A 14453-nucleotide genomic window follows, 5' to 3' on the forward strand; every position below is an offset into this window, starting at 1 on the left:
CTTAATTTTGTCCATAAACTTCATCTGACATATTAATTATTTTTTTATAAAGTCCCCAAATTAATATTAATGAAAATATAACAATCATTGAGAACATACCTATATAACTTTCAACCTTCATAGACATTGCTACTAATCCAACTCCTAGCAATAGTATTACAAATACCATAACTACTGATACAACATCATCTTTATATAAACTTTTTTCATCATTCCAATTCAATTTAGGATTCATAAAATCAAATAATAACTGTATTAAAGTTATTACTATAACTCCAAATACTGATGATATCACCCCTAATAAAATTATTGGTAAAGCTACTCTTAATGATACTAGAAGTATAAAAATAAGTATGGGAACTAAAGAGTTTATACACAGAGATGATATTATCTTAGATTTTGCCTGATCCTTATAAGATATAGGAATTATCTTAGAAAATACAAAATCGCTTCCTTCTCTAGACAAACACTTTCTTCCCCCACCAGCTGAACAGATTGAAAAAGCCGCCAATAAAAATGCCCCCGCAATTATGACAGAGTTATATTTACCACTCAATATCATACTTTTAATATCAGTAAAACTTCCATTAACCACATAAATTATAGTTAAAAAAATAGGCATATATAATATCATTACAATTGAATTTATAAAGAACTGTGGTGTTCTAAATACTATTTTTATATCTCTAATTACAAGGGACTTTATAGGAGATTTCTTTGAAACTATACTATCTATATTTTTTTCTTTTAATATATCTACTCTCTTACTATAAGTTTCAGATATTCCTATTATACCTTTTAAATATAGTTTTCCTCCTACTACGTAATATACTATACATAGTAATATACAAATAGATATGGAAATACCCATATAAAAAATTCCCTTAGACTCACTATTATATAATAAACCGTATGCAGCATACTTATTTGTTATAAACATTCCAGATAAAGCACCTATAAGACTATTTTTTTCTTGAATGATATTAACAAGTGACGAGGAACTTTCAAATAAAGTAGAACTTCTTTGTGAGAGAATATTTATAAAAATCACCAAAACTAAAGATAGACTACCTGATATAGCTCTAAAAGCATCTTTATGCTTAGATAAATTAGTAAATCTCATTAAAAGCATACATACTAAAGCAGCAATTATCATTGGTAAAATAGGACAAATAATAACTGTAAGTACAATATAAACAAAAAATATTGGACTCGCTGATGACTTTTGAGCAAAAACTAATAAAGGAACTACTATTATTGTAGAATATAAAATCATATTTATTAATACAGCTATAAACTTGCTCAACACTATTTCACTACTCTTAAATGGCATAGGTAAAAAGTGCTCTATGTCATTGGAAAAGTAGTATGTATTCATTATAGTAAATATTCCTAAAAAGAAATTTATAACAGATCCTATAAGCAATATTAGTGATAACAACATTCCCTCTTGTCCAATTATTGCAAAAGGCTCATATAATACATCTACAATAATTATCAGTGGTAATGACATAAAAGCTATTATCAACATCATTAATAAAGCCATAAATCCAGACTTCATTTTTGAACCATTGAACATATCTTGAAGGGCATCTCTTATAAAGTATTTTGTAAGTACTTTAAGTCTATTCATTGCTTGTTAGCTCCAAGAACATTTTTTCTAGTGATTCACTTGCTTTAAACTCTTCTCTCATATCTTCTAAGGTTCCATTGAAAATTAATTGCCCTTTATTAATTATTGCAACCTTATCACATATCTTTTCAGCAACTTCTAATACATGAGTTGAGAAAAGAACAGTATTCCCATCATCAGCATGCTCTCTCATCATTTCTTTTAATATAAAAGATGACTTTGGGTCTAACCCTGTCATGGGTTCATCTAATATCCATACCTTTGGCCTATGAAGTAATACACCCATTATTATTATCTTTTGTCTCATACCATGTGAGTAAGATTGAATCTTATCTCCTAATGCAGAATTCATTTCAAATCTTTCAGACATATCCTTTATTCTTAATTTTCTATCTTCACTTGATACACCATATATATCTCCCATAAGATTTAAATATTCCATTCCAGTTAACCTTAAAAACATATCTGGGCTATCTGGTACATAACCAAACTGCTCTTTTGCCAAAACAGGATTTTCAACAATATCAATATTATTTATGGTTATATTTCCTGATGTAGGGGCAATAATACCTGTTATCATCTTAATAGTTGTAGTTTTTCCTGCTCCATTTGGACCTAGTAGCCCATAAATTTCCCCATCTTTTATTTCTACGTTTAAATTATCTACAGCTTTGTTCTTTCCATTATAAGATTTAGTAATTTGACTGATATTTATCATTCTATCTCCCCCTTTAGAGATAATTTTACCAATATAATTACATTTTTTCCATAATATTAAAAGAAAAATATATTCACTAAAAATATAGCACTAATTATAGCAACCATATCTGCAAAAACAGCTGCCCATACAGTATGTCTTACTTTTTTAACCTTTACTGCACCAAAATAGACTGTAACTGTATAGAATATGGTTTCTGTGGTTCCCATAATTACAGAAGCTATTAATCCTATTGGCGTATCTGGTCCATATGTCTGAAGTAAATTTGCAAATATCCCCTGTGCACCACTTCCTGATAATGGTTTAATTAGTACCAATGGTGTTATTTCTTGAGGTAATCCTATAAGATTAGTTAAGGGTGATAATACTTTATTTAATATATCTAATAAATTAGCAGCTTTAAATATATTTACTGCTACAATCATAGCCAAAAGGTAAGGAAATATTCTCATACATACTTGAAGTCCTTCCTTTGCACCTTCTACAAACCATTCATATACCTTTCCACCCTTTATCATTCCATAACCTATAATAAGTAGAACTATAATTCCTATTATACTTTTTGTTATATAATCGCCCATTTATAATCCTCCTTAAAAGTATCTCTGCAAAATCTTACAACATATTACTCCAACAATAGCTGCTGATGCTGTTGATAGTATTGCAGGCAAAATAATTGCTCCAGGATTTAAAGATCCAGCAGCTGCCCTAATTGATATTATTGTTGAGGGTACTAATTGAATACATGCAGCATTCATAACTAAAAAAAGAGCCATATCATTACTAGCCCTACCTTTATTAGGATTTAATCTATCCATCTCTTCCATAGCTTTTATTCCAAATGGAGTTGCAGCATTTGACAATCCCATCATATTCGCTGTTAAGTTCATCACTATTGCTCCAAGAGCTTTTTCATCCTTTCCTGCATCCTTAAATAGGAACTTTAATAATGGTTTCATTAATCTTGCTAGCTTCTGAGTTAATCCACTTTTTTCTGCTATCTTCATAACTCCACACCAAAAACACATTATTCCAACTAACCCAATGATAAATTTCACCGTGTTATCTGCAGATCCAACAATAGTTGTTGATATTTCTGCACCATTACCAGTAAATATAGCTACCAGTATACCGAAGAATATTAATATAAACCAAATATAATTAATCATATTATCCTCCTAACGTTAAGTTTTCTATTAAATATATGCCTTGCACTTAATATTTAGTAGTGATAGGATTAATATATACAATCTATTTTTTTACTTAAAGGAGATTAATTTATGAAAGAAACTAACTTAAAGATAGCTCAACAAGATATAGAGGATGCTTTAAAAACTGTTGAGGATATAGAAAAAGTAATTAATGAAGATGGATCATCTAAAGATATCATTAAGGAAAAATTCGAATCTTTAAACAAGAAGGTTAAAAAGTTAGAAGATATATTAAAGAGTGAAGGTATCATATAAGGTTAAAATAGTTAATAGAGATAACAACGATAGTAAAATAAAAGGATGAAACCCTAAAGTTTCATCCTTTATTTTATTTCTATTTACTTAAATTATTGCTTCTTTTGATACTATTTCTTCTTTGTCTTTAAGTTTTCTAACTGACATAGAGAAGATTATCAAAGTGATTAATGATGATAATCCATCGGCAACAGCTCCTGCAAGCCATACTCCTGTTAACCCAAAAATTTTTGGTAGTATTATTAAACAAGGTATTAATAATATTACTTGTCTTAATAAGCTTAAGAACATAGATATCTTAGCTTTCCCTATAGATTGGAAATAATTAGAACTTATTACTTGCGCTCCTACTACAGGCAGCATAAATAAGAATATTCTCATACCTGTGCTTGCTATGCCTACTAACTGCTCATCTCTATTAAATATTGATATTAATAAGTGTGGTGCAGCTTGAGTAATTATCCATCCAATTGAAACTATTATAGTAGCAACTATAGTTGCTGACTTTACAGCCTGCTTAACTCTCTTATATTTTTCTGCACCATAATTATATCCTATTATAGGTTGTGAACCTTGGTTTAAACCAAAGATGGGCATCATAAATATCATAGCTAAACTATTTATTATAGTCATAGCACCTATAGCTAAATCTCCACCATAAGTCTTTAATGCATTATTAGCTAATACTTGAACTACGCTTTGAGCTATTTGCATACTAAATGGACTTACTCCAATAGAAAAAATACTAAAAACTATAGCTTTATCTAAAGATAAATATTCTCTTTTAATTTTTAAATTACTCTTACCTTTTGTAAAGTAATATAAAATCCATATAGCTGAAACTATTTGAGATATTACAGTAGCAATAGCTGCTCCTCTAACTCCCATTCCAAATACAAATATAAATATAGGGTCTAATATAATATTAGTACCTGCACCTATTAACATTGATAACATAGCTACCTTAGGACTTCCATCACTTCTAATTGAATGATTTAATCCAAAACTTAGCATATTAAATATAGTTCCAAAGAATATTATTTGCATATATTCTCTTGCATAAACTTCAGTATCTGCACTTGATCCAAATAAACCAAGTATTTTATGCATAAATACAAGTCCTATTATAGTTATTAAAACACTAGCTACAATAATTAAAGTAAATGCATTTCCTAAGTGCTTTTCAGCCTCTTCTCTTTTATGTTCTCCAAGTTTTAAAGATATTCTGGCACTTGTTCCTATTCCAATTAACATTCCAAATGCCATTATTATAGTCATTATTGGCATTGTTATACCAACGCCAGTTAAAGCTAACCCACCAATATCTTTTATGTTCCCTATGTACATTCTATCTACAATATTATATAGGGTATTTACTACCATACCTATTATAGCTGGAATGGAAAACTCCATAAGTAACTTTGATATTTTTTCTTCTCCAAGTCTAGCTTGTCCTCTCATGCTTAATTCCTCCTTAGTGTCTCATTAGATGCTATTTTTTTTAGTAATATAAGAGTTAATTCTCTTTCATCCTCTGTTAAAATTGAAGTAATCTTTTCTTCCCACTGTCTATGTACTTCAAAAAAATCTTCTTTTATACTTAAAGCTTTCTCAGTAAGTCCTATTATATTAGCTCTTTTATCAATTGAACTTTTATTTCTATATATGTATCCTTCTTCTTCAAGTTTCTTCAAGGCCCTAGCTGTGGTAGCCTTATCTATATTCAAAATATTACTTAAATCTTCTTGTGTTAATCTTTCTTTTTTATATAAAACTCTTAAAAATTGATATTGTCCTGCTCCAATATTATATTTTGCATATGCCTTCGAAAAAAAACTATTTCCGCTTCTATATATTTGGGAAACAAATTTTCCTATAGAGTCGTATTCTTTATTTTTCATATTATCACCTAACTTTATAATAAATGGTTGCAACAGCAACTATTTTACTACTAATTAGTTGTGATAGCAACTATTTTTCAAAAATAAAAGAAGTAGCGGAAAACACTACTTCTTTTTCTACTTAGTACTCTCTCTTTGTATTAATTTATAGTCTAAAACATAATGACCTTGTTCTAATTCCTTCTTATTTAGAAGTTTTATTAACATTCTCATAGCTACTGATCCCATGTCATAACTAGGTTGAGATATAGTAGTTATTCTTGGATAGAAATATGAAGAAACATGGTTATTATTAAACCCAATAATACTTATATCTTCTGGAACATTATATCCATTTTCTCTTAACTTATTTATTGCTCCGATTGCTATTTCATCCGATGCACATACTATTGAATCAAACTTCTTATTACTTCTAACAAACTTTTCAACTGCTTCATAACCAGTTTTAACCTTTAAGTTATCAAAGTAAACTAACTCATCATCAACATTTATACCTTCTTCTTCTAATGCTTTTTTAAAACCTACAAATCTATCTCCCCAAGCATTCATTGTATCTTGTTTTACTCCAATAAATGCTGGTTTAGATAATCCTTTATCTAATAGATACTTTGTACCCTCATATGATGCATTTATATTATCTATAGTTACACTTGGTAAAACTCCATCTTTATCCTTCGTTTCAACTAAGATGGTTTTTAAATCTAGTTCATTAATTAAATCAAGCATTTCTTCACTTAATGAACTACTCATATATATTACTCCATCAACCATCTTTTCCTTAAGCACTCTTAAATACTCTTTTTCTTTTTCTACATCAAAGTCTGAATTACATAAGATAACATTGTAATCATAGATATTAGCAACGTCTTCCGCTCCTCTTACGATTTCAGGATAAAACTGACTTGATATATCTGGTATTAGTATTCCTATAGTCTTTGTTCTTTGAGTCTTTAAACTTCTAGCCACTATATTCGGTCTATAACCCAACTTTTTAATGGCATCTAGAACCTTTTTCTTAGTGTCTTCGTTTACGACATCGATATCATTAAGCACCCTTGAAACTGTTGCAATTGAAACTCCAGCTTCCTTAGCTACATCTTTAATAGAAGTTGCCATTAACTCATCACTCCCATTTCTTATATTTTAATTATTTAATTATAACCTATATATTCTCCCAAAAACAAGCAAATCCCTATTTTATTTATAGTTTTTGCTAAAAATCTTTTAAAATCCCCTTTTTTTAAAACAAATTTTAAAAAAATCAAAAGGTTACTATAAATTCTATAGTAACCTTTCCAATTTATCACTCTATTTTACTACTTTAACAGCCATATTAAGCTTTTCTCCATTAATAGTAGTTTCAGTATACTCAATGTTTTGTTCATTGCATATAACTTCTACTGTTAATGTTTCTTTTTTAATTGTATCTTCAAACTTCTTAATAACATCTAATAACATATCATTATTAGCTACATATAATGTAATCTTATCAGCAACTTCGAATCCACTTTCTTTTCTCATATTTTGAATCTTAGAGATGACTTCTCTTACGTGTCCCTCTTCCTTTAATTCTTCTGATATATGAGTATCAAGAACTACACCAATTTCACCTTCACCTGCAAAGGCATATCCATCAAGACCTTGCATTGTCACAAGTAGGTTTTCTTTGTTAAGTTCTATTTCTGTTCCATCTACATTTATAACTTCTACTCCACCATTATTTATCTTTTGAGCTAATTCCATTTGGTTTCTAGAAGCTATTTCTTTTCTTATTGCAGGAATCATCTTTCCATAAGCTCTTCCTAAAACAGGTAAGTTAGGCTTTATTTCAAAGTTAACATGTTCAGAAAGATCAGCACCAAATTCAATTGACTTGATGTTTAACTCATCCTTAACGATATCTCCATAGTATTCTGGAAGTGATGCTACTGAAACTAACATTTGAGAAAGTGGCTGTCTATTCTTAATGTTAGCACCATTTCTTGCACTTCTTCCTAACTTAACTATTGTATAAGCTAAATCCATTTCCTTTTCTAAATCACTGTTAATAGCTTCTTCATCAACTGTTGGCCACTTACATAAGTGAATACTTTCTTCAGCTGACGAATCTAAATTAACAACTAAGTTTTGATATATTTCTTCTGTAATAAATGGTACAAAAGGAGCTGAAACTTGTGATAAAGTTACTAGAACTCTATATAGAGTTACATATGCACCAATCTTATCATCAGTTAATTCTTCTGACCAATATCTTGCTCTGTTTCTTCTTACATACCAGTTAGATAAGTTATCTGTGAACTCTTCAATTTGAAGAGCAGCATTTGTAATATCATAAGAGTTTAACTTAGCATCAACATCCTTAACTAAAGTGTTTAACTTAGACATTATCCACTTATCCATAACATTATCTGAAACAAAATCTTTGTACTCTAACGGATTGAATCCATCTATATCTGCATATAAGACATAGAATGAATATACATTCCATAATGTACTTAAGAACTTTCTTGATGCCTCTCCAACATCATCAGTTGAGAATCTAGTTGGTAGCCATGGAGCACTTGCAGTGTAGAAATGCCATCTTGTAGCATCTGCACCTTGACTTTCTAAAACCTCCATAGGAGCAACAACGTTACCCTTAGACTTAGACATCTTTAATCCCTTCTTATCAAGAACGTGACCTAAAACAATACAATTTTCAAATGGATTTCTATCAAATATAGCAGTTGAAATAGCTAATAATGTATAGAACCATCCTCTTGTTTGGTCAACAGCTTCTGATATAAATTGAGCTGGGAAGTTTTGCTCAAATAACTCTTTGTTTTCAAATGGATAGTGTAATTGAGCAAATGGCATTGATCCTGAATCGAACCAACAATCTATAACTTCCTTAGTTCTTTCCATTTCCTTACCACACTTTTCACATTTTAAATGAACATTATCTATATATGGTTTGTGTAATTCTATATCATCAGGTACATTTATACCCTTCTTCTTCAATTCTTCAATGCTTCCTACACATTCTTTGTGACCACATTCACATTCCCAGATTGGAAGTGGAGTTCCCCAGTATCTATCTCTTGAGATACCCCAGTCAATAACATTTTCTAAGAATTTCCCAAATCTTCCTGTTCTTATATTATCAGGATACCAGTTAATCTTATTATTGTTTTCTAACAACTTATCTCTTAGAGTGCTCATTGCAACAAACCAGCTCTCCTTTGGATAGTAAAGAAGTGGAGTATCACATCTCCAGCAGTGTGGATATGAGTGAAGGTGCTTTTCTGCCTTAAATAACTTATTATTTTCTTCAAGCCACTTACAAATGCTTTCATCACACTTCTTAACAAACTTACCTGCCCATGGAGTAACTTCTTCTACGAATTTACCCTCTTTGTCAACTAAGTTAATAAAAGTGATTCCATTAGCCTTCGCAACAAGATTATCATCTTCCCCATAAGCTGGCGCAATATGAACTATACCAGTACCATCTGTTAATGTTACGTAATCACCATGAATAACTTCAAAAGCTTTACCTTCAACTTTTCCAAACGGCATTAATTGTTCATACTTAGTTCCTAGTAATTCTGATCCATTAAATTCTCTAACTATTTCAAATTCTTCTCCAAGAACCTTACCAGCAAGATCCTTAGCTAAGATATATACTTCATCTCCAACCTTTGCTTCTATATAAGTATAAGCCTTATTTATACATAGAGCTAAGTTTGATGGTAATGTCCAAGGAGTTGTTGTCCAAGCTAATATGTACTTGTTTTCTTCTCCCTCAACCTTAAATTTAGCAATACAAGTTAAATCCTTAACATCTTTGTATCCTTGAGCAACTTCATGTGAAGACAATGCAGTACCACATCTTGGGCAATAAGGCATTACCTTATGACCTTCATATAAAAGACCTTTATCCCACATTTGCTTTAGAGCCCACCATACTGATTCTATATATGGATTGTGGTATGTTACATATGGATCATCCATATCTACCCAATAACCAATCTTATTAGTCATTTCTTCCCACATAGAAACATATTTGAATACGCTCTCCTTACATTCTGTTACGAACTTTTCAACACCGTATTCTTCAATTTGTTCCTTACCTGATATTCCAAGTTTCTTTTCTATTTCAAGCTCTACAGGTAAACCGTGAGTATCCCAACCGGCTTTTCTAATTACCTTATACCCCTTCATTACCTTATATCTTGGAATTATATCCTTCATAACTCTTGTTAAAACGTGACCTACGTGTGGCTTACCATTAGCCGTTGGAGGTCCATCATAGAAAGTGAAGTATTCACCATCTTGATTCATATCAAAATTCTTTTTGATAACATCCTTTTCTTTCCAAAGGCTTGCTACTTCTTCTTCCATACCAACAAAACCTTTTGAAAGTTCAACTTTTTTGTACATCTTATTTGCTCCTTTCTCATGTATAATCAGATATTTTAAGTATTCTCTCTTATTAGATATCTAGTCATATCTAATTTTAATAAATAAAAAAAACTCCATCCAAAAGGACGAAGTTGAATTCGCTATACCACCTATGGCAAAGTATACCCCTATGATAAATTCAGGGTACTTATCTCAAGCACAATCATGCTCTATCCATTAACGCTGGCTAACGGGAATACCTACTAAGCAAAGCTGTTCAATTTCCAACTCCTAGGTGATTTTCACTAAGACACTATATAACTTCACACCAACCAGTTACTCTCTTAAAGTAGAAATCTTAATTACTTTTCCTAATCACAGTTTTTATATTATTTATTATATACCATTCCTGAAATAAATGTCAATTACTACAATATACTTACTTTTATACGTTTTTATTTTACTAATTAATAATTTTTATTAATTAGTATTGACTTTTATTGATTGATATGTTTTAATATAGTCAAGATAACAACAAGTTATCTAATCCCCTTATTTTCCTTAGTCATCAACTTAGGAGGTAACTAAATGGAAAATAATATAAACGAAAAAATCCTTGATAAAATCACAAAAGTATGTGTTTGCAAGGCGATACCAAGATCTAAAATTAAAGAATCTATAGAATCTGGAGCAAAAACTGTAGATGATGTAGCTAAAGCTACTGGAGCTACAAAAGGTGGTTGCAAAGGATGTAGATGTATCCCTAAAATTCAAGAGTTAATCGAAGCACATTCAATCGATCAATAGGTATTTCCCCAAATATTATTGGTTGACTGATTATATCTCCCCAAGCCAATCTGTTCCCCACAGATTGGCTTATTTTTATATATTTTTTCAAGTAAAAAAGAGACCTATTAATCAACTGTTAATAAGTCTCTCATATTACTACTTAATTAAATGCACTATATATAGACCTTATTGCTCTTTCAAAATCTTCATTTTCAATTCCAACTAATATATTCATCTCTGATGATCCTTGATCAATCATTCTAATATTTATCTTAGCTTTTGCTAATGCTCCAAACACCTTAGCTGCTACCCCCTTGTTTTTAGCCATACCTTTACCAACTGTGGCTATCATAGCCATATTAGGATGCACTACTATAGAATCCGGATTACAGCTTCTTCTTATCTCTTCAATAACTATATCTTTCTTTTTCTTAAGCTCTGAATCTGCTATTACTAAACACACTGTGTCTATCCCTGCAGGCATATTTTCAAAAGATATATTATTCATTTCTAATATTGATAACACCTTTCTACAAAACCCTAATTCATTATTCATCATTGCTTTTTCTATTGATATAACAGTAAAGTTCTTCTTACCTGCAATGCCTGTAATAGTTTTACACTTTTCATTTTCAGTGTCTTGAACTATTATAGTACCCTTATCTTCCGGTAAATTAGTATTTTTTATATTAATTGGTATTCCAGCTTCCTTTACAGGAAATATTGCTTCTTCATGAAGAACTGAAGCCCCCATATATGATAATTCTCTTAATTCCTTGTATGTAATTTTACCTATAGTCTTAGGATTTTCAACTATTCTTGGATCGGCCATTAAAAATCCAGAAACATCAGTCCAATTTTCATATAAATCCGCATTTATACTTGCAGCAACTAAAGAACCTGTTACATCAGACCCACCTCTACTAAAGGTTACTATTTCACCTTGTTCATCTGCTCCATAAAATCCTGGAATAACAGCTCTTTCAATTTTGCATAATTTATCTTTTAATCTTTTATTAGTTTCCTCACTATTTAATGTTCCATCCTCATTAAATAATATAACTTCTTTTGCATCTACAAAATCATACCCTAAATAATTAGCTAAGATAATACCATTTAAGTATTCTCCTCTACTAGCTGCATATTCCTTAGATGCACCATCTTCAATATCTTTTTTTACTACATCTAGATAAGTTCTTATATCTAAATCTAACCCCAAATCATTAACTATTCCAGTATATCTCTCCTCTATATGCTTAAATACATCTTCTAAAGAAATACCTGTCTCAACATGCATGTGACAAAGATAAAGAAGATCTGTTATCTTTGTATCCTTCCCATGTCTCTTTCCTGGTGCTGACGGTATTACATACCTTCTAGCATCATCTGCAAGGATAACTTCCTTTACCTTCTTGAATTGTGAAGCATCTGCTAAAGAACTTCCACCAAACTTCGTAACCACCTTATTCATTTTTTATTGCCCCCAATTTTTATTAATCTACTTTAAAATATTTTTAAATCTATTCTACCAAATTTTTCATACTTTTCAATAGTAATGCAAATAAATTTTTATTTTCTATTTTAACTCCCTATAAAAATAATAATATTACTGGTATAATCGAAAAGAGTTTAATGAAGGGAGTTTTTCATATGAATAGTAAATTCTATTTACATAAAGGTAAAAATAAAAAAGCTGAAAATGGTCGTCCTTGGATATATATAGATGAAATTAATGAATATGATGGTGACTATGAAAATGGTGATATAGTTGAAGTCTATAATCATAAAGGATATTTCATAGGCAAAGGTTATATCAATGACAGAAGTAAGATAACTATAAGAATAATGACAAGAGATAAAGATGAAGTAATAAATAGAGAATTCTTCAAAAAGAGATTTGATTCTGCCTGGGAATACAGAAAAACTGTAATAGATACCTCTTCTTGTAGATTTATCTTTGGAGAGGCTGATTTATTACCTGGTCTTACTGTTGATAAATTTGAAGACTATTATGTAATTCAAATCTCAACTTTAGGTATGGATAAATATAGAGATATAATTGTTGATATCTTAGTAAATGACTTTGGAGCTAAAGGAGTTTATGAAAGAAGTGATTTGGCTACAAGAGAAATAGAAGGATTAGAACAAACTAAAGGATTTTTAACAGAGCCATTTGATACTAATGTTCAAATTACTGAAAATGGTGTTAAATATATAGTTGACTTAGAAAACGGACAAAAAACAGGTTTCTTCTTAGATCAAAAAGAAAATAGAGCTGCAATACACAGAATCTGTAAAGATAAGGATGTGCTTGACTGCTTTACTCATACTGGTTCATTTGCTCTTAATGCTGGTATTGCTGGTGCTAAATCAGTTTTAGGTATTGATGTCTCTCAGCATGCTGTTGATTGTGCAACTAGAAATTCTAAACTTAATAACCTACAAGATATAGTTAAATTTGAATGCCACAATGCCTTTGATGTCTTATCATCTTGGTCAAAGGAAGGAAAACAATTTGACGTTGTTATACTAGACCCTCCAGCATTCACTAAATCAAGAAATACAATTAATGGAGCAAAAAGAGGATACAAAGAAATTAATCTTAGAGGCTTAAAAATGGTTAAACCAGGCGGATACTTCATTACTTGTTCATGTTCTCACTACATGAGTGAAGACTTATTAAAATCAACAATAAATGAAGCTGCTCATGATGCCCGTAGAGTCTTAAGACAAGTAGAATTTAGAACACAGTCAGCTGACCACCCAATACTTTGGAACTCGGATGAAAGCTACTACTTAAAGTTCTTTATATTCCAAGTTGTATAACTTTTCAGGGTGAGAGTTTAAAAATAAACTCTCACTCTAATAAATTCTTTATCTCATCTTTATAAGACCATGCTAAGCAGTGTTTAGGATATCCCTTTCTACTGATTTCACCAACTCTTAATGCATACTTCTTATTTTTACTAGACATTATTTCTTCCCTTAATATCCTCAAAACTGTTTCTACTCTACTTGAATACAAATCATACATTCCTTCTGGTGGCTCACCCCATGCACAGAATATATAATCTGCTTCCTTAATTTCATCTCGTATAATTTTATCATTGATAACTTCATTATCATTACCTTCCACATATTCTTTTCCCTCTAATAAATACTCTCTAAATAAATCATCTTTATTAACTTCATAAAATACAAATAAATTTACTATTGTTATTTTCTTAATACCTTTAAGCTCTGAACTTTTATCATTCAAATATTTTATTATTCTTCTATACTCACTATTACAACTATCACTCTCTATACCTTTTGGCGCTCTTGATATTATTAAAACATTCTTTCCATCATTACCAAGTGTAAATGATGTTTTATAACATCTATCTCCAAACTCATCTTCAACTAAATTAATATTTTTTTTACTTATAATTTTAGGATATTTACATCTGCACATTACTACTCCCCTTTGATCGTATATTACTAATAATTACTTTGTAAATGTTTAACTTATTCCTATAATATGAGTTTTTATAAATTAAGTGAAATTAAAAAGCCCTGTTTCC

General features: G+C 30.3%; 13 protein-coding genes and 1 other annotated feature. Of the genes, 3 read left to right on the forward strand and 10 right to left on the reverse strand.

Annotation, left to right across the window (positions count from 1 at the left end):
- Position 1: 1 nt before the first annotated feature.
- From KIB46_RS07210 to KIB46_RS07225, 4 genes are read right to left on the reverse strand one after another with little or no spacing between them, the layout of a single operon-like run.
- Positions 2-1633, reverse strand: coding sequence for a hypothetical protein (locus KIB46_RS07210; RefSeq protein WP_291671295.1), 1632 nt, complete (start codon positions 1631-1633; stop codon positions 2-4).
- A complete protein-coding gene (locus tag KIB46_RS07215) occupies positions 1626-2351 on the reverse strand; it encodes an ABC transporter ATP-binding protein (protein WP_291671296.1) in 726 nt (241 codons plus the stop codon). The genes KIB46_RS07210 and KIB46_RS07215 overlap by 8 nt, the downstream gene beginning before the upstream one ends.
- A 56-nt stretch (positions 2352-2407) precedes the next feature.
- Positions 2408-2932, reverse strand: a complete 525-nt coding sequence (locus tag KIB46_RS07220) for a nucleoside recognition domain-containing protein (protein ID WP_156562695.1) — start codon at positions 2930-2932, stop codon at positions 2408-2410.
- Between the two features lie 12 nt (positions 2933-2944).
- Positions 2945-3520 (reverse strand): nucleoside recognition domain-containing protein, encoded by a 576-nt coding sequence (locus KIB46_RS07225; RefSeq protein WP_291671297.1) that lies wholly within the window; start codon positions 3518-3520, stop codon positions 2945-2947.
- A 111-nt stretch (positions 3521-3631) separates the two neighbouring features.
- Between KIB46_RS07225 and KIB46_RS07230 the strand changes: the two genes are divergently transcribed.
- Complete coding sequence (locus KIB46_RS07230; protein ID WP_156562690.1) at positions 3632-3817, forward strand: hypothetical protein; 186 nt, start codon at positions 3632-3634, stop codon at positions 3815-3817.
- Positions 3818-3904: 87 nt separating this feature from the next.
- Here KIB46_RS07230 and KIB46_RS07235 read toward each other — a convergent pair whose 3' ends face one another.
- From KIB46_RS07235 to ileS, 4 genes are all read right to left on the reverse strand, one after another.
- Positions 3905-5278 carry an MATE family efflux transporter gene (locus tag KIB46_RS07235; protein ID WP_291671298.1) on the reverse strand — a complete coding sequence of 458 codons (1374 nt, stop codon included), beginning with the start codon at positions 5276-5278 and terminating at the stop codon, positions 3905-3907.
- A 2-nt stretch (positions 5279-5280) separates the two neighbouring features.
- Positions 5281-5718: a MarR family transcriptional regulator gene (locus KIB46_RS07240; protein WP_156562686.1), complete on the reverse strand. Its 438-nt coding sequence runs from the start codon at positions 5716-5718 to the stop codon at positions 5281-5283.
- A 117-nt stretch (positions 5719-5835) separates the two neighbouring features.
- Entirely contained in the window at positions 5836-6834 is a 999-nt protein-coding gene (locus KIB46_RS07245) for a LacI family DNA-binding transcriptional regulator (protein ID WP_291671299.1), read from the reverse strand.
- 192 nt (positions 6835-7026) lie between these two features.
- Positions 7027-10140 (reverse strand): isoleucine--tRNA ligase, encoded by a 3114-nt coding sequence (ileS, locus tag KIB46_RS07250; protein WP_291671300.1) that lies wholly within the window; start codon positions 10138-10140, stop codon positions 7027-7029.
- A 100-nt stretch (positions 10141-10240) separates the two neighbouring features.
- Positions 10241-10489, reverse strand: a binding site (T-box leader).
- Between the two features lie 200 nt (positions 10490-10689).
- Between ileS and KIB46_RS07255 the strand changes: the two genes are divergently transcribed.
- Positions 10690-10908 (forward strand): (2Fe-2S)-binding protein, encoded by a 219-nt coding sequence (locus tag KIB46_RS07255; protein ID WP_049178107.1) that lies wholly within the window; start codon positions 10690-10692, stop codon positions 10906-10908.
- Between the two features lie 142 nt (positions 10909-11050).
- Here KIB46_RS07255 and KIB46_RS07260 read toward each other — a convergent pair whose 3' ends face one another.
- Positions 11051-12361 (reverse strand): aspartate kinase, encoded by a 1311-nt coding sequence (locus KIB46_RS07260; protein WP_291671301.1) that lies wholly within the window; start codon positions 12359-12361, stop codon positions 11051-11053.
- A gap of 179 nt (positions 12362-12540) precedes the next feature.
- Here KIB46_RS07260 and KIB46_RS07265 point away from each other — a divergent pair, with 179 nt between their 5' ends.
- Positions 12541-13716, forward strand: coding sequence for a class I SAM-dependent rRNA methyltransferase (locus tag KIB46_RS07265; RefSeq protein WP_156562676.1), 1176 nt, complete (start codon positions 12541-12543; stop codon positions 13714-13716).
- Positions 13717-13747: 31 nt separating this feature from the next.
- Here KIB46_RS07265 and KIB46_RS07270 read toward each other — a convergent pair whose 3' ends face one another.
- Complete coding sequence (locus KIB46_RS07270) at positions 13748-14344, reverse strand: DUF1643 domain-containing protein (protein ID WP_156562674.1); 597 nt, start codon at positions 14342-14344, stop codon at positions 13748-13750.
- Positions 14345-14453: the final 109 nt, after the last annotated feature.

The sequence above is a fragment of the Clostridium sp. genome (assembly GCF_018372875.1).
GTDB lineage: Bacteria > Bacillota > Clostridia > Clostridiales > Clostridiaceae > Clostridium.